Source organism: Agrobacterium sp. LY4 (assembly GCF_001526585.1).
GTDB classification, from domain to species: domain Bacteria; phylum Pseudomonadota; class Alphaproteobacteria; order Rhizobiales; family Rhizobiaceae; genus Agrobacterium; species Agrobacterium leguminum.
Genome location: NZ_ASYA01000012.1, coordinates 320,968 through 337,257, shown reverse-complemented (window position 1 = coordinate 337,257; position 16,290 = coordinate 320,968). Strand labels below are relative to the sequence as shown.

The following is a 16,290-nucleotide window of genomic DNA, read 5'->3' as shown; positions in this document are numbered from 1 at the left end:
TGCTCAGTCGGTGGCAGTGTCCATCTTCGAGCGTCCGGCGCGAAAACGCTGAATGAGCGCATAAAGCGCCGGATTGGATTTGATCAGGCTCTTCGTCCGGGCGATGGCGACATAGGCCGAGGCCGCAACACGACCCTTCAGCGTCACCGGCAGGAATATATCGTGCTGCACGGTGAAAAGCGGGCACCAGCTGCGTTTGTAGAGCTGGTCGCCGACGCCGAAATCGAAGATTGCCGCCTTTTCGCGGCATGCCCTTTCGATCATCAACCAGAACAGCAATTCACCGGGGCTGAGTTCCGAAACGGATTCATCGATCGAACCGAACTGGCAGATGATGTGATCCTGCTTGCGCGAAAGGCCGGCTATCGCGGCGATGACGCCCTCGCTTTCGCCATGCAGGCGAATGGCATGCAATTCCAGCAGACTATCCGTGCCCGTCTCGGGAAAATTGGCCAGATCGTAGAAGAAATCCCGCACCGATTGATCCCGAAACACATCCGGAATGCCCTGCGAGGCGAAACGGGCGGCCTTCTGGCGGAAAAATGCCTGCAACAATTCGCATTTTTCCTGTGGCGACCGTGCGATCACATGGCTGTAACCGCCCATTTCCTCGGCCCTTCGGCTCTGGATGCGGAATTTCTTCCGTCGCCTCTTGGCATTGACCTGTCGAAGCGTGGCCTCGAAACTTTCGAACAGGGGAAGCTGGAAGGCCGGATTCTGGTTTTCGACGGAAGCAAGATGCGAGAGGGGATTGGTCCTGTCGCGCCACGTCAGCGGTATGTTCTGCAAAGCCAGAATATCGGCCCGGCCATGCAGCAGCTTCCGCGCTTCGCGGGCAATCGCCGCTGCGATTTCCTGTCCGGCCTGTTCGGCAAAGGAGGGGTCGAAAAGCCCCGTATTGATATTGTTGAAACGGCCGCCCGGAAAACGCGCTTTGCGGATGCCGCCTTCCAGTACGATTTCGAGCGGCAACAGAAAGATCGTCTTGCCGCCCTGCCGGCCGCGAAGCGTCAGGAGCGCGCTATCCTGCGTCTGCGCCCAGATGGAGCACCAGCCGAAACCCTGATGCAATGAATTGAGCGGGTCGTTTTCCAGCCGCTCCCAGTCGGCACGGATGGTGGAGGCGTCATCGACCAGATCGATCAACAGACGATCAGCACCCCGCCGCTCGTTTTGCACGGCGGTCGGCGCTTGCTCGTCGCTGATGAAGACCGGCCCCTCAGCCGCCATCCACTCTCTCCGGTTGTTTCGGTCGGACTATATCGCTGAGCGGCAAACAATCGGTTTATAAAATTGCGACCTCAGGGTGTCATGCAGTGGTCGGCGCTTAACCCTGCTTTTTGGGTCCGGCCATCCATTTGATGATCAGCATCGCCGGCAGAACCCACAGGATTCCGGTCAGCACGAAATACGCGAGATGCACCCACCAGGGCGATTGCGCCAGCGCCGCCGATGCGATGGCCGTCGCCACCACGGCGTAAACGACGACGAGGCAGATGATGACGATGGTGCCGATAAGCGATCTGAGGCGAGGGTGCATGAAGTCTTCCGTCATTGAGTATCTGTGCGGGACTATAGCGCCGCGACCGCATGCCGCAAACCCTGAGGCCTTGTTTTGTGGTGCGGGTTGGGGCTAATCAACATGACTGTATGAGGGAGACCTGAAAGATGCGTTCGAGCGGCATGACGATGGCAAATGGTTCTGCGGAAATGGTGGTGGAGGCTGCCCTGCAGAAACAGGAGAGGGACCGCCGCCTGCTGCGCATCTGGCTGCGCGTCGTGCTCTTCACGCTCTTCTGTCTGGTCCTCGTCGGCGGCGCCACGCGGCTTACCGAATCCGGCCTGTCGATTACCGAATGGAAGCCGATCCACGGCGCCATTCCGCCGCTTTCCGTCGCCGAATGGGAAGAGGAGTTCCAGCTCTACAAGCGCATTCCCCAATATCAGGAAATCAACAAGGGCATGTCGCTAGATGAGTTCAAGACGATTTTCTGGTGGGAATGGGCGCATCGCCTGCTTGCCCGCACCATCGGCGTCATCTTTGCTTTGCCGCTCGCCTTCTTCTGGCTCACCGGCCGCGTCGAAAAGCGCCTGCGCCTGCCGCTGGTCGGCCTTCTGGCGCTTGGCGGCTTTCAGGGCTTCATCGGCTGGTGGATGGTCTCTTCCGGCCTCGTCAACCGAACGGATGTCTCGCAATATCGCCTTGCCACACATCTGACCATCGCCTGCCTCATCTTTGCGGGCTGCATGTGGATTTTGCGCGGGCTGTCGCATCATTCCCCCGAGGCCGCCGACGAAAAGACGGGCAGGGGTTTTGCCGCGCTGCTGACGGTGCTCTGTCTCTTCCAGATCTATCTCGGCGCATTGGTGGCGGGGCTGAATGCCGGCCTTTCCTATAATACCTGGCCGCTGATGGATGGCTCGCTGGTGCCGGGCGATCTCTTCCTGCAACAGCCCTGGTGGATCAACCTCTTCGAGAACCCCAAGACGGTGCAATTCGTTCACCGCCTCGGCGCCTACACGCTGTTTGCCGCCACGCTGTGGCATATGGTGTCTATGGCGCGTGCCTTGCCTAATACACCGCATGCCCGCCGCGCGGTGCTGTTCTTCGTGCTCGTCTCCATTCAGGCGGCGCTCGGCATCACCACGCTTTTGATGCATGTGGATATTCACGTCGCGCTCGCTCATCAGGGCATGGCGCTGATCGTGCTCGGTTTCGCCGTCGCCCACTGGCGCGGTTTCATCGGCGAATATCCGGCGCCCGTTGCGGTCGAAGTTAGGGATTGAAGCGGTTTAGAACTGCCCGAGCACCGTTTTGATGGTGGCCGCGACGGCGAGTTCGTTGTCGCGTTCCTCCGCATTGCCGTCCTCTTCATGCCACGCGGCAGAAAGGCAGCCATAGGCGAACGCATATTGCAGCAATAGCCGTTCGTCCCGTTGCAGCGCCTTCGCAAAAATCGCCGCCATGGAGGCGATGCGCGCCTCGCTGCGGGTGAGGTCGAAACGGTCGAGCGGATTGGAGAACATGTTGGCGACATCGAGCGCCGCATCGCCGATCAGGCCGGCCGGGTCGATGATGATCCAGCCGCGTTCACTGTGCATGATGTTCTCGTGATGCAGATCGCCGTGCAGCGGCTTCACATCCCGCTGCCGGTCGATCTGTGCCTGCGCCAGCGTGGCCGCCTCGATATAGGGGCTGTCCACGCCGTCGGTACGGTCCTGTTCGGCCTTGTGGAACAGGCTCTCGAAATAGAGCGGCAGTGTCAGCAGGCTTGAAGGCGGCGGTTGCTGCGATGGCTGATGATATTTGAGCAGGACATCGGCGGCGATTTCCGTGGTGGCATTGTCGTTGCCGTCGCGAAACAGCACGTCGCGCAGGGTCTCCGTACCGGCATGTTCCATCAGCAGAATATCGTCGGAGCGGTCGAGCAGCTCCACGCAGCCGATGCCGGAGCGCCATGCGATGAAATCCGCGCCGCGAAGGCTGTCTTCCAGCACTTTCTTTTTCAGAACCTTGGCGACGGCAAGGGAACCGTCGCCGCGCGTAAGCTCGTAAACCACCCCGGCCGGCGTATCGGCAATAGGTTTCGCGGCCTCGATATTCCACGAGGCCGGAAAAGAGGGCGGGGCAATCGTCATGAGAAAAGTCTCATGCGGAGAGCATCAGCTCCATGTTTTGCACAGCAGCACCGGATGCACCCTTGCCGAGATTGTCGAGCAGCGCGACGAGGTTGATGTGTTCGCCGCCCGGCGTACCGAAGACGAAGAGCTTCATCGTGTCCTTGCCTGCCAGTTCCTCGGCGTCGATGCGCGCAAGCCCCTTGCTTTCGGCAAGCGGCACCACGTTGACGATGTCCTGTCCCGCATAGTGGGTGGTCAGCGCCGCATGGATCGTTTCGACGGTCGCGCCTTCCTTGAGGTCGGCGGCAAACAGCGGCACCTGCACGATCATGCCCTGCGGGAAACGACCGACGGAGGGCGAAAACAACGGTGCGCGGTCGAGCTGGCCATGAATGGTCATCTCCGGCACATGCTTGTGCTTGAGCGTCAGGCCATAAAGGAAATTATTGGCGCTGATCGCGTCATCGCGGCTCTGGTCTTCCATCTGCGCGATCATCTGCTTGCCGCCGCCGGTGTAGCCGGAAACCGCATTGACGCTGACCGGGTAACCGTCCGGCAGGAGGCCTGCGGCGCGCAGCGGGCGCAGAAGCGCGATCGCGCCGGTCGGGTAGCAGCCCGGATTGGCGACGAGACGGGCGGAACGAACCTTCTCGCCCTGTTCCTTATCCATTTCGGCAAAGCCATAGGCCCAGTCCTGATGGACGCGATAGGCGGTCGAGGTATCGATGATGCGGACATTGTTATTGCCGGCCACCATCGAGACCGCTTCCCGGGAAGCATCGTCCGGCAGGCAGAGGATCGAAATGTCGGCATTGTTGAGCATATCCTCGCGCATCGCCGCATTGCGGCGCTCGGCCTCGGGTATGGACAGCAGCTCAATATCGCGGCGACCGGCAAGGCGCGTGCGGATCTGCAGACCCGTGGTGCCGTGTTCGCCATCGATGAAGATCTTCGCTGTCATGTCCTTGTCCTGACTTTTCAAAGGGTTGCGAGGGTAATCGGAATCAGTTTTCTAAGTTGTGGCCGTGTTGTCAGCCGGCCTTGGCCAGCCGTTCGGCACGCAGGCCAAGCATATACATTGCAACGGTGGCTCCGGCAATGGCGGTAATGTCGGCATGGTCGTAAGCGGGCGCCACCTCCACCACGTCCGAGCCGCGAATATCGAGCTGGCCAAGCCCGCGCAGAACGGAGAGAATTTTGGCACTGGTCGGCCCGCCGGCCACCGGCGTGCCGGTTCCCGGCGCAAAGGCGGGATCAAGGCAATCGATATCGAAGGTCAGATAGGTGGGCATGCTGGCCGTGTGCTTGACGATCAGCGAGGCGATATCGCCCGCCCGCATCTCCTCCACCTCGTAACCGTGGAGGATGCGAATGCCGAAATCGTCAGGCGCATGGGTGCGGATGCCGATCTGGATGGACCGGTCAGGATCAATCAGGCCATCGCGCACGGCGCGGGCCACGAAGGAGCCGTGGTCGATGCGCTTGCCGTCATCGAACCAGGTGTCCTGATGCGCATCGAACTGCACCAGCGCCAGCGGCCCATGCTTGGCCACATGCGCTTTCAAAAGCGGCCAGGTAATGAAGTGATCGCCGCCGAGCGTCAGCAGGTAATCCGTCTTGGAGATGATCCGGCGCGCTTCCTTTTCGATCGTATCAGGCGTTTTCCAGTGATTGCCATAGTCGAGCAGACAGTCGCCATAGTCGATGGTCGGCATATGGGCGAAGAGATCGCGCGCGAAGGGATATTGCGGATCGTTGTCGAAGATGGCCGAGGCGCGGCGGATCGCCTGCGGCCCGAAACGGGCGCCCGGCCGGTTGGAGGTGGCCGCATCGAAGGGAATGCCCCAGATGGCCGTCGATACGCCCTTGAGGTTCTTGGTATATTTGCGCCGCATGAAGGAGAGGACGCCCGCATGGGTCGGGTCGGTGGCGGCCGATGTTAGCGTCGTTGCGGTGAAGGCATGGTCGATGGTTTTGTTGGGCATTATTTATCCGCCTTTTCTGCAAGATCGGCGAAGTTGCGAATTTTGATCGCGCGGCCGTCGAAGCGCGCGACGATTTCAAGTTCGCCGCCCATCGCCTCGATGAACCGGCGTAAGGTCCCAACATACATATCAGCGCGCTTTTCCAGTTTTGCGACGGAGCTTTGGCCGATATCCAGTGCCTGCGCTATTTCGTCCTGCGAGAGTTTCAGCGCCCTGCGAACATCCGCAAGGTTCATTTCTTCTTCCAGACGATCTGCTTCGGCTTTCGACTTAACACGCGCGTCGTCCGACATCCGGTTGCGCAACCGCGCAAAACTGTGCCTACCGCTCATTGTGTTTCTCCTTTTCAAGCTCGGCCAGATGCTCGTCATAAAGGTCGTCGGCAATCGGTATCATGCGGTCATAAAACCGTTTGTCTCCCGTCTTGTCGCCGCCAATCAAGAGGATCGCCATTCGACGGGGATCGAAGGCATAAAAAATCCGCAACGGCTTTCCGCTACTTTGGATTCGCAATTCGCGCATATGCGCGTGACGCGATCCATAAATGCCGCTCGAATAGGGGAACGGCAGTCGAGGGCCGCGTTCTTCCAGTTTCTGAACATGAGCGTCGATGCTGATGTGTTCGCTTTCTTCAAGCGTTTCCCACCATGTTCCGAATTCGTCCGTATACTCGACGACATAATTCATGAGACAATATTATTCCCTTGAGGGAATAATTCAAGATGTCGTCGGGGGACAAAATAAAAAAAGGCGGAGCCGAAGCCCCGCCTTTCGAAGTTCTGAACGAACCGTTCTGAGAAGCGATTAGCGCTTCGAGAACTGGAACGAACGGCGGGCCTTGGCCTTACCGTACTTCTTACGCTCGACAACGCGGCTGTCGCGGGTCAGGAAGCCACCCTTCTTCAGAACGGAGCGCAGGCCCGGTTCGAAGTAGGTGAGGGCCTTGGACAGACCGTGACGAACGGCGCCGGCCTGACCGGACAGACCACCACCGGCAACGGTGGCGATGATGTCGAACTGACCCGTGCGGGCAGCGGCGACGATCGGCTGCTGAAGGATCATCTGCAGAACCGGACGTGCGAAATACGTGGTGAAATCGCGGCCGTTGATGATGATCTTGCCAGAACCGGCCTTGACCCATACGCGGGCTACGGCGTTCTTGCGCTTGCCGGTCGCGTAGGAGCGGCCGAGGGTGTCAACCTTGCGGACATGCACGGGAGCCGAAGCTTCCGATGCCGGGGCGAGGTCTTTCAGAGAGGAAAGATCGGCCATTATCAGGCGCTCCTTACGTTCTTCTTGTTAAGCGCGGCCACGTCGAGAACGGTGGGCTGCTGTGCTTCGTGCGGATGGTTCGAGCCGGCGTAAACGCGCAGGTTCTTCATCTGGCGACGGCCGAGCGGGCCGCGCGGGATCATGCGCTCGATGGCCTTTTCAACGACGCGCTCCGGGAAGCGGCCTTCGATGATCTGGCGAGCCGTACGCTCCTTGATGCCACCCGGGTGACCGGTGTGCCAGTAGTACTTCTTGTCGGAGTACTTGTTGCCGGTGAAGGCAACCTTTTCCGCGTTGATAACGATGACGTTGTCGCCATCATCAACGTGGGGGGTGTAGGTAGCCTTGTGCTTGCCGCGCAGGCGGGTTGCAACGATGGTGGCGAGGCGACCAACAACGAGGCCTTCGGCGTCGATGATGACCCACTTCTTCTCCACCTCAGCAGGCTTCTGAACGAAAGTAGACATGGATTTCACTTTCTAACGTGGACCCAGCATCCTCTTTTAAATAAGAGCATACGGGCGTTTCTTGTTGCTTGGTTTGGTTGCCATCAAAGGCAACCGCAAATGACCCTATTCCGGCTGGAATCCGATCTGGCGCGCTTATACGGTGCGCGAGCGAAAGCGTCAATATGACGGATTCTAGAGGTCGTAAAAATAAGATAGCAAAAACAATGGCTTGATAATGGGGTATTATTTTACCTCATCGAACGGTCCCGTTTTACCCCAGTCGCATCACCAGAACGCCCGCTGCAATGATGCCTCCGGCAAGATAACGCCAGATGCTGGCGCGTTCTTTCAGGATCACCACGGAGATCACCAGCGCAAAGAGAATGGAGGTTTCCCGGAGCGCCGCGACGACGGCGACGGGCGCCTTGGTCATGGCGTAGAGCGCCAGCCCGTAAGAAAGAATGGAGCCGCCGCCGCCGATCAGGCCGCGCCACCATTTGCGCCGGACATGGTTCGCGACCGGGCCTACACCGCGCTGGTAGAAGGCGAAGCCGAAAAGCAGCACGGGCGGCAGAAGCGACATCCACAGCGTATAGGAGATGGCGTTGCCGGAAAGCCTTGCGCCGACACCGTCGACGAAGGTGTAGGATGCGATCACGAAGGCGTTGAGCAGGGCGACCATGATCGCCTTTCCGCCACCGCGCCGCGCCTCGAAAGCGAGCGTCAGGATGCCGCCGGAGATGACGGCGATGCCGGCAAGGGCCAGCGGGCTTAAAATCTCGCTGAGGAACAGGCTGCTCGTCGCCGCGACGATCAGGGGCGCCACGCCGCGCATGACGGGATAAACAAGGCCGATGTCGCCGATCGTATAGGCGGCGGCGACAAGCCGGAAATAGGCGAATTGCAGAACGGCCGAAGCGATCAGGAAAGGAATGGCGACCGGCGCGGGAAATGGCAGGAAAGGCAGAAACGGCAGCGAACAGGCCGCAGCGCCCGCCGCGATCAGCGAGGCGTCCAGCGATTTGTCGGATCCGGCCTTGACCAGCGCATTCCATCCGGCATGCAGTATCGCGCCCAGGAGCACCAGAAGAAGAATGTCAAATGTCACAATAGAGACTCGCTCGCGGGCTACTTTGGGCAACCTACAGCATCGGCTTGAAAACCGGAATCGATTTTCGGCGAGGCGATATGCCTCTCCCGATCATTCGAGCGAGCGTTTTGCGCCCGTGGAACCGCCCGCAAACGGCCTGTGATCGCAGCAGATACTGCAACGCGCGTAAAATTTATGCTTTGTGCATGTCATGGCGCCGGGGAATGATTTTGCGCAGGGGCGATATGGCGTTCTGCTCATGATTTCATCCGTCAGATGGACGCATGAGCGTCCGACGCACAGCTTATGGTTTCGCCTCACGACGAATTTTCGCTAAAAATACTACCAAATTTGTCAAATATTGGCGCCCAGTGCGCCATGGCGCTTCGGGCGCAAGGTGTATCAATCGGGCAAAGGCGTGCATGAAAAGAAATTTCATATCTTTCACGAATTGGCAACTGTAACGTTGCAGATTTGTGTATAGATTGATTTACAGAATAACTTTCTGAAAATTAGATGTCTCTAATTTTCCTGTGAACGGAATGAAAACAAACAGGAGACGAAGAGCGCATGAATTGCACGCTAATGTTGTTTGGGCCCCTATTTGCGGCAATTCGCGTCATTTTGAAAACTGGACAAAAATAGTCAGTACAACCGGCATTCCGGCGTTTGGTGAAATCATTTTGCGTGGGCGAAAACGTGCCACTGCGCGGCGGGGTTTCTGCCGTAGCTGCAATTTTTCAGCCGGGCAGGGGTTCAAGAGAGCGAAGAACCTTCCTAGGTGGAAGGGCGGACGCAACCGGTAGCGTCAGGAATGTGTCGGTGGAATTATGCAGGAGACGCTATGCTCGCGGCGCTTTCGAATGGCGCAGCTGCAGTGGTATTCTTCAAACCATGCGACGCTCCAGAAGGGATAAGTTGACATGCAGCATGATAGTTACGAGCCCGACTACCTCAGAAAAATTCTGACGGATGTCAAAACCATCGCCCTGCTCGGTGCTTCGCCCAACCCGGACAGGCCGAGCCACGGCGTGATGCGCTTCCTGCTGTCCAGGGGGTATCGTGTGTTTCCGGTCAATCCCGGCCAGGCAGGCAAGGAGATACTGGGGCAGAAGGTCTATGCCAAACTCGCCGATATTCCCGAGCCGGTGGACATGATCGATGTTTTCCGGGCGCCGGAATATTTGTCGGCAATCGTCGAGGAGGCGATATTGCTGCCGGAGCGGCCATCGGTAATCTGGGGCCAGCTTCCGTTCGCGATGACAATGCCGCCGCCAAGGCGGAAGCCTACGGTATGGAAGTCGTGATGGATCGTTGTCCTGCAATTGAGTATCCGCGTCTCAATATTGTGCGATAGTTGGTACGGATCGGACTTATCATTTGGCGGCAAGGCATTATGATCCCTCCGAAATTCCAATTGGAGGAAACATCATGCCGAGCAGCAATCCCGGGTTTTCGACGCTGGCCGTTCATGCGGGCGCGCAACCGAATCCGACCACCGGCGCGCGTGCCACACCCATTTATCAGACCACGGCCTATGCTTTCCGCGACGCCGATCACGCCGCCGCCCTGTTCGGATTAAAAGAGTTCGGCAATATCTACACCCGCATCATGAACCCCACTCAGGCGGTTCTGGAAGAGCGCGTGGCAGCACTGGAGGGCGGCACGGCCGCGCTTGCCGTCGCGTCCGGCCATGCCGCGCAATTGCTGGTCTTCCATACGCTGCTGCAATCCGGCGACAATTTCGTCGCCGCCCGCCAGCTCTATGGCGGCTCGATCAACCAGTTCGGCCATGCCTTCAAGGGCTTCGACTGGCAGGTCCGCTGGGCCGACGCCACCGATCCGGCCAGCTTCGAGGCGCAGATCGATGAGCGCACCCGTGCCGTCTTCATCGAAAGCCTTGCCAATCCGGGCGGTACTTTCGTGGATATCGCCGCAATCGCCGAGGTCGCCCACCGGCACGGTCTGCCGCTGATCGTCGACAATACCATGGCGAGCCCCTATCTGCTGCGGCCGCTGGAACATGGCGCGGATATCGTGCTGCATTCGCTGACGAAATTCCTCGGCGGCCACGGCAACTCCATGGGTGGCATCATCGTTGACGGCGGAACCTTCGACTGGTCCGCGACAGACAGATATCCGGCGTTGTCACAGCCCCGGCCGGAATATTCCGGCGTCGTGCTGCACCAGACCTTCGGCAATTTCGCCTTCGCCATCGCCTGCCGTGTGCTGGGCTTGCGTGACCTCGGCCCGGCGATCTCACCCTTCAATGCCTTCCTCATCCTGACCGGCATCGAGACGCTGCCGCTGCGCGTTCAGCGCCATTCCGACAATGCGCTCGCCGTCGCGAAATGGCTGAAGGCGCATCCCAAGGTTGGTTGGGTGCATTATGCGGGGCTGGAAGACAGCGACAACCACGCTATCCAGCAGCATTATTCGCCAAAGGGGGCGGGCTCCGTCTTCACCTTCGGCGTCAGGGGCGGTTATGCGGCCGGCAAGGCGCTGGTGGAAGGGCTGCAGCTCTTCTCCCATCTCGCCAATATCGGCGACACGCGCTCTCTCGTCATCCACCCGGCCTCCACCACCCATGCGCAGCTGACATCGGAACAGCAGACGGCCGCCGGCGCCGGGCCGGATGTGGTTCGCCTGTCGGTCGGCATCGAGGACGTCAAGGACATCATCGCCGATCTCGAGCAATCGCTCGCCAAGGTCTGATGTGGTGGCTCACGCGAGTTTGGTGCCCGCGTGACCCCCAATGATATTTAAGTGTGATTGAGCGGCCGCCGGAAAACCATGGAAACAGGGTGCTTTCGGCGGCAGCGGATTTGCGTGTTGCGGCGAGGTGCACTCGCTCGGCTGCATTCAGCTTATTTCTTCTGCAAAGTGCCAATGAAGTCCTTCGAAATGGCACATGATTTTTCCATGAAACCGATGATGAGCTGCAATTGCTCTTCATCATATTCCCCATAGAGCGCCTCCATCTTTTCCTGAAGGGGCGCATACATCTGAAACAATTCCCGCATTTTTTCGGGATGAGGCGCTGCCAGCACGCGCCGACGATCCGCAGGGTCGGGCAAGCGCTTTATGAAGCCGGCCTTCTCCAGCCGGTCGAGCAGCGCCGTCACCGCTCCGGTCGTCAGGCCGGTCGATCTTGCAAGTTCACCCGCACTCGCCTGGCCTTGCATCTGAAGGATGTCTAGGCACTCCAGATCGGTGGTGTTCATCCGAGCCTTTGCCGCGATGGACTGGCTGATGAGCAATGATTGCGCGCTGGCCTGGCGAAGTGCGTCGGTCAACCGGCGATCCAGGATATCTCTTGACATTTGAATATCTCAATAATTAAGAAATAATAGTCATCAAGATAATTGGCCGGATGTGATTTCGCCAGCGTTAAATATGCTGCTTACGCCTGTGAGCGTCGAAAAGTGGAAAATGTGTGCTGGCCATGCTCTCGCAGGCGTCACGGCGATTTCTGGAAGAGGTGAGAGATGTTCGAGCCGCTGGTTTTCTACGCGATTGTCGTCGCCGCTGTTCTTGGGAGCGTCGGGCTGGGCGGCGGCATCTATGAGACGCTTCTTGTCGATAGGGTGTGGCCTTCGCAGCCGATGCTGATCCAGCCTGAACGGGGCGGGATCAACCGAAAGCTTTTCTGGGGTCCCGCTCACGGGCTGTTTGAGGTGGCCTTGCTCCCCGCTGTCTGGCTGACATGGGCTCATCCCGCAATTCGCGTCTGGATATGGTCCGCACTCGCCGCGCACCTTGTCGCGCGGATCTGGTCTTTTGCATATTTCATCCCAATGGCGCTTCGGTTTGAGACGGGATTGGCCGGGGACGCAACGGCCGCTTCCAATGCTGCGGCCAGATGGGTCCGATTGAGCCGCTGGCGACTTCCCATCGAGTTTCTTGCGGTGATCCTCCTGTTCATCGCGCTCGCGAAATCAGCAGGAAACTGAGCCCGTACGCTGCCGGTTTCCACCGGTCTGTGTAGAAAACTTCGGTGCCAGATTGAGCGGCGCGCTGCTTCCGTTCATCCGCGACCATCTTACTCAAAGCGCCGAATCCGCCTAGAACAGGCTCCTTCAGTCCCATCGCGAAAGATACGCCATATGAAAATGCTCCGTATTGTCACCCTTCTCCTTGCAATCGGGGTCGCGGGTGTGGCTGACATACCGGTCGTAGTTTCGGTTTCGCCGGCAAAGGCCGAGGCGGAATATTTCCCGACGCAGCAGGACTTTGTCGGAAAATGGAAGCTCACCGGTGCGACCAGCCGCCCGCCGCGCGATATGAAGACTGCGCCCACCTCCCGGCAGGAAGCGGATGCGACATTGTTCCAGGAGACGGTGACGACATTTTATTCCGCGTTTGATTATCTGGAGATCACGGCGGACGGTCGCTACAATTTCCATCAACCCGGCGATCCCTCAGGTTCATGCGTCTGGTGCGGCACATGGTCTTTTGACAAGAGTTCGCTATGGCTGAAGCTGGATACCGCGCCCCGGCTCGATATTTACGCGAAGGACGGCGATATACAGATGACGTACACGGCCGAACCCGACAAGAAGTCGAAATACACCTGGCTGGTTTTCGGCTGGACGAAGATGGAGTAGGCGCCTCGTTTCCTCGGCGGCAACGCCCAACCGGAACACCCGAGACTATTTGACGAAGCGCCCACAATTGAGCAAAGCTGTATGGCCAACCATATTTGACGGACAGGGGACGTCATGACGAATTTTCTGTCCTTCGATGATATCGCCGAGCTGGAATACGGTGCGCCAGCGCCGGAAAGACTGATTTCCGGCGATCCCAAATTCACCACATGGAATCTCGAGGAAGCTCCCGGCGGCATCTATGCCGGCATCTGGCAGTCCACGCCCGGCAAATGGCGGGTGGTCTATGACGAATGGGAATATTTCAACATTCTCGAAGGCCATTCCATCCTGACCGAAGACGGCGGTGCGCCGCGCGATCTGAGACCGGGCGACCGCGTTATCCTGCGTCCGGGCTTTACGGGCACGTGGGAGGTGGTGGAGACGACGCGAAAGGATTATGTCATCCGGCTCTGAAACCGGATGGTTCTTGCGAGTGCTCTACCGGCCAAATCTCACCAGCTGAGATCGAGCCGCTCCAGACCATGGAAATGATAGACATCCTTGACCCTGGGTGGCTCGGCGATCTTCAGGCCCGGCAGGCGTTTGAAAAGCAGGGGCAGGGCAAGATTGAGCTCCAGCCTTGCCAGCGGCGCGCCGATGCAGAAATGGATGCCGGCGCCGAAGGAGACGTTGGCGCCCTCGTTGCGGTCCGGCCGGAAGGTCAGCGGATCGGAAAATTTTGCCGGATCGAGATTGGCGGCGGCCAGAATGAGGCTGACCTTGTCGCCGCGCTTGAACGCGACGCCGTCGATTTCGACCGGCTCCAGAACCCAGCGCTGGAAAATATGCACCGGCGCGCAGATGCGCAGGGTTTCCTCCACCGTCCGTTCCGTGGTGGCATCGTCGTTAAACAGCGTCTCGGGGGAGATGCCGCTTTCCAGAATGATGCGCACGGAATTGCCGATCTGGTGCACGGTCGCCTCGTGCCCGGCATTCAGCAGCACGATCGTCGTGGAGATCAGTTCGTCGTCGGTGAGGTACTGGCCCTTGTGTTCCGTGTGGATCATGTGGCTCAGCAGATCGTCCTTCGGCTCCGCTCGCCGCTCGGCGATCACGCTGCGCACATAGTCTGAAAACTCACGCGCGGCCCTGTCGGCCAGCAGCTCGTCTTCCGGCGTGCGCTTGAACATATACATGCCGACATAGGCATGCGACCATTTCAGAAGCTGCGGCCCCATTTCCTCGGGAATGCCGATCATGCGGGCGATCATCGTCACCGGAATGATATCGGCATAGGAGGAGAGCAGTTCCGTTTCGCCCTTGCTTTCGAAGGCGTCGATCAGACGGTTGGCGAGTTCCTCGATTTCCGGCTTCATCTTGTCGACATGCCGCGACACGAAGGCGCGGTTGATGAGCGTGCGCAGCCGCGTGTGCTCCGGCGGCTCGAGCTCCAGAAGCGAATGCTGCTCGGCAGCATCGAAATGCTTCACATGTTCGAGCGGCTCCGCCAGGCCGATCTCTTCGCGGCTTGCCACATGCAGGATCTGCCGTCCGAAGCGGCGGTCGCGCAAAAGCGCGCTCACATGGTCGTATCCGGTGAAAAACCATTGCCGCTGTTCTTCCCAGTAGAAGGTGGGACATTCAGCGTGCAAGGCCGCATAAACCGGGTTCGGATCGTTGTAGAAAGCCGGGTCGCGGGCATCAAGGGAAACGCGGCGGGTGGCGGGATCGATTTTGAGAAACGGAAATGTCGCTGTCATGCCCATGGTCTATTCCGCGCGCGGCGCTTTGGGAAGGGAGGGAAATCCCTTCCGGATATCTCTATGTCTGTCACTGGGTGGTTACATCGTCATCGGCTGGCGATGGCGGATATCCGGTTCAGCGCCGCGACCTGGCGGTCGGCATTGTTATCCATCGGATTTTCGTCGCGGTCCGAGGCGGGCACGACGACATTGGCCGAATTGACGTGGATGACCGTCCGGTTGCGCCCGGCCTTCTTGGCGGCATAGAGCGCGCGGTCGGCTTCCGTCATCATCACGCTCAGGTCCGCATCCTTGATCATGGCTTCGGATATGCCGACGCTGGTGGTCACCTCGATGGCTTCACCACGCGAACTGATCTTCGAAAGGCGCAGATTGCTGCGGATGGCTTCCGAAAGCGTCGCCGTGCTGGAAGGGCTTTCCACTTCGGCAACCAGAGCGAATTCCTCGCCTCCCATTCTGACGAAAAGGCCGCGATCGCCAATCGCGCGCTGCGCGATATGACAGAAATGCACGAGCACCGCATCGCCGGACTGGTGGCCGTATCTGTCGTTGATCTTCTTGAAATGGTCGATGTCGAACAGCACCAGCGCCACGTAACGGCTGGAGGCCGGCGATCTTTTCTTGATACGCTCGAACTCCTCCAGCAGGCCGCGCCGGTTGAGAACGCCGGTCAGGTGATCGGTCATGGCGAGCCGGTGGAGACGAATCTCCGTATCTTCCATGATGATCTTGGCGCTGATCATGATGATGGCCGTGAAGCCGAGCATGCCGGAAATGGAGAGCGCCGACGTCATGGGAATGGCGTTGGGAACTGCGGCATTGGCGGGGATGACGATGGATGCGACGAGCGCTCCGGCAAAGGCCTGCAGAACCAGGATAGCGGCCAGCACCTTTCGGCTGCGCGTTGCACGCGCCCTGCTGGCCAGAAGGACACCGGCGAGCATAAAATAGCCCGTGGCGGCGCTGGCATGATAAAGCAGGATGCGGGCGACCATGTCTTCGCGCACGGATGGTACGAACATCCCGGCGATCCACAGCAGCGCCGGAATTGCAATCCAGCCGCCGAGTTTCCGCTGCTCCAGGCATAACAGGCCCGCGAGCCAGAAACCGAAGGCGGAAAGTGCGAGCGTATTGCCGACCTGTATGGACAGAAAACTGGAAATATCGCCGCGAAACGCCACCATGACAGTGCCGAAGCCCGTGGCGAGGAAGCCGGCCGCGAAATAGAGATTATGCCGGCGGGAAGGGCGGTGCAGCCACAGCGTTCCCAAAAGCACGGCAAGGGTGAACGTTTCCGCCGCCCACAGTAGCGTGCTCGTCTTTGCATCCAGCATTGCAAAATCCTATCTGCGCCATCATGCGGTAAAAGCGGGCTCTCTCGCACGAGGTGCGTTATGCCCGCTGGAATTGTTGAGCTGCCATTTCGCCCGGATGGGCCCATTCCCCAACGGGAACCGGAAATTCGCTGGCCAGTATCGGCAGCAAATACTAACGAGTTCTTGCCGGTGAGAAGTTATATCT

18 protein-coding genes and 1 pseudogene are annotated in these 16,290 nt (G+C 59.1%); 6 read left to right on the top strand and 13 right to left on the bottom strand.

The genetic code is table 11. The annotated features are described in order from the left end of the window. Window positions 1-3: 3 nt before the first annotated feature. Both uppA and L904_RS12585 read right to left on the bottom strand, forming a co-directional pair. On the bottom strand, window positions 4-1,230 hold the full coding sequence (gene uppA, locus L904_RS12590; protein WP_020811153.1) for a polysaccharide biosynthesis GNAT family N-acetyltransferase UppA: 1,227 nt from the start codon (window positions 1,228-1,230) through the stop codon (window positions 4-6). Window positions 1,231-1,327: 97 nt separating this feature from the next. Further along, on the bottom strand, window positions 1,328-1,540 hold the full coding sequence (locus L904_RS12585) for a DUF2842 domain-containing protein (RefSeq protein ID WP_020811154.1): 213 nt from the start codon (window positions 1,538-1,540) through the stop codon (window positions 1,328-1,330). Window positions 1,541-1,683: 143 nt separating this feature from the next. On the opposite strand from L904_RS12585, the gene L904_RS12580 reads away from it, so the two are divergent. Next, window positions 1,684-2,787 (top strand): COX15/CtaA family protein, encoded by a 1,104-nt coding sequence (locus tag L904_RS12580; RefSeq protein ID WP_035262756.1) that lies wholly within the window; start codon window positions 1,684-1,686, stop codon window positions 2,785-2,787. 6 nt (window positions 2,788-2,793) lie between these two features. Here the strand turns inward: L904_RS12580 and L904_RS12575 are convergent, their stop codons facing one another. From L904_RS12575 to L904_RS12540, 8 genes are all read right to left on the bottom strand, one after another. After that, the gene (locus tag L904_RS12575) at window positions 2,794-3,639 is read right to left on the bottom strand and encodes an aminoglycoside phosphotransferase family protein (RefSeq protein WP_020811156.1); all 846 of its coding nucleotides are present in this window, start codon (window positions 3,637-3,639) and stop codon (window positions 2,794-2,796) included. Window positions 3,640-3,649: 10 nt separating this feature from the next. After that, window positions 3,650-4,582, bottom strand: coding sequence for an N-acetyl-gamma-glutamyl-phosphate reductase (gene argC / locus L904_RS12570; RefSeq protein ID WP_020811157.1), 933 nt, complete (start codon window positions 4,580-4,582; stop codon window positions 3,650-3,652). Between the two features lie 70 nt (window positions 4,583-4,652). After that, window positions 4,653-5,606 (bottom strand): agmatinase, encoded by a 954-nt coding sequence (gene speB / locus L904_RS12565; RefSeq protein ID WP_020811158.1) that lies wholly within the window; start codon window positions 5,604-5,606, stop codon window positions 4,653-4,655. Beyond that, complete coding sequence (locus L904_RS12560) at window positions 5,606-5,899, bottom strand: XRE family transcriptional regulator (protein WP_236000789.1); 294 nt, start codon at window positions 5,897-5,899, stop codon at window positions 5,606-5,608. Before L904_RS12560 ends, speB begins: the two co-directional genes overlap by 1 nt. 28 nt (window positions 5,900-5,927) lie before the next feature. Beyond that, entirely contained in the window at window positions 5,928-6,293 is a 366-nt protein-coding gene (locus L904_RS12555) for a type II toxin-antitoxin system RelE/ParE family toxin (protein WP_020811160.1), read from the bottom strand. 117 nt (window positions 6,294-6,410) lie between these two features. After that, complete coding sequence (rpsI, locus tag L904_RS12550; RefSeq protein ID WP_003521540.1) at window positions 6,411-6,878, bottom strand: 30S ribosomal protein S9; 468 nt, start codon at window positions 6,876-6,878, stop codon at window positions 6,411-6,413. Between the two features lie 2 nt (window positions 6,879-6,880). Then, a complete protein-coding gene (gene rplM, locus L904_RS12545) occupies window positions 6,881-7,345 on the bottom strand; it encodes a 50S ribosomal protein L13 (protein WP_003502335.1) in 465 nt (154 codons plus the stop codon). A gap of 253 nt (window positions 7,346-7,598) precedes the next feature. After that, window positions 7,599-8,435 (bottom strand): EamA family transporter, encoded by an 837-nt coding sequence (locus L904_RS12540; protein ID WP_031233947.1) that lies wholly within the window; start codon window positions 8,433-8,435, stop codon window positions 7,599-7,601. 905 nt (window positions 8,436-9,340) lie between these two features. Here L904_RS12540 and L904_RS12535 point away from each other — a divergent pair. Continuing rightward, window positions 9,341-9,774, top strand: a pseudogene (locus L904_RS12535) (CoA-binding protein). A gap of 74 nt (window positions 9,775-9,848) precedes the next feature. Further along, window positions 9,849-11,132, top strand: a complete 1,284-nt coding sequence (locus L904_RS12530) for an O-acetylhomoserine aminocarboxypropyltransferase (protein ID WP_020810501.1) — start codon at window positions 9,849-9,851, stop codon at window positions 11,130-11,132. Window positions 11,133-11,284: 152 nt separating this feature from the next. Here the strand turns inward: L904_RS12530 and L904_RS12525 are convergent, their stop codons facing one another. Beyond that, on the bottom strand, window positions 11,285-11,740 hold the full coding sequence (locus L904_RS12525; protein WP_020810500.1) for a MarR family winged helix-turn-helix transcriptional regulator: 456 nt from the start codon (window positions 11,738-11,740) through the stop codon (window positions 11,285-11,287). 165 nt (window positions 11,741-11,905) lie between these two features. Between L904_RS12525 and L904_RS12520 the strand changes: the two genes are divergently transcribed. The 3 genes from L904_RS12520 to L904_RS12510 all read left to right on the top strand — a co-directional run bounded on the left by L904_RS12520 (window position 11,906) and on the right by L904_RS12510 (window position 13,480). Then, on the top strand, window positions 11,906-12,370 hold the full coding sequence (locus tag L904_RS12520; RefSeq protein WP_020810499.1) for a hypothetical protein: 465 nt from the start codon (window positions 11,906-11,908) through the stop codon (window positions 12,368-12,370). Between the two features lie 153 nt (window positions 12,371-12,523). Further along, a complete protein-coding gene (locus tag L904_RS12515) occupies window positions 12,524-13,024 on the top strand; it encodes a hypothetical protein (protein ID WP_020810498.1) in 501 nt (166 codons plus the stop codon). A 114-nt stretch (window positions 13,025-13,138) separates the two neighbouring features. Then, complete coding sequence (locus L904_RS12510) at window positions 13,139-13,480, top strand: cupin domain-containing protein (protein ID WP_003521533.1); 342 nt, start codon at window positions 13,139-13,141, stop codon at window positions 13,478-13,480. Window positions 13,481-13,518: 38 nt separating this feature from the next. Here the strand turns inward: L904_RS12510 and L904_RS12505 are convergent, their stop codons facing one another. Continuing rightward, window positions 13,519-14,772 carry a cytochrome P450 gene (locus L904_RS12505; protein ID WP_020810497.1) on the bottom strand — a complete coding sequence of 418 codons (1,254 nt, stop codon included), beginning with the start codon at window positions 14,770-14,772 and terminating at the stop codon, window positions 13,519-13,521. A gap of 83 nt (window positions 14,773-14,855) precedes the next feature. Next, the gene (locus L904_RS12500; protein ID WP_035262753.1) at window positions 14,856-16,103 is read right to left on the bottom strand and encodes a diguanylate cyclase; all 1,248 of its coding nucleotides are present in this window, start codon (window positions 16,101-16,103) and stop codon (window positions 14,856-14,858) included. Window positions 16,104-16,290: the final 187 nt, after the last annotated feature.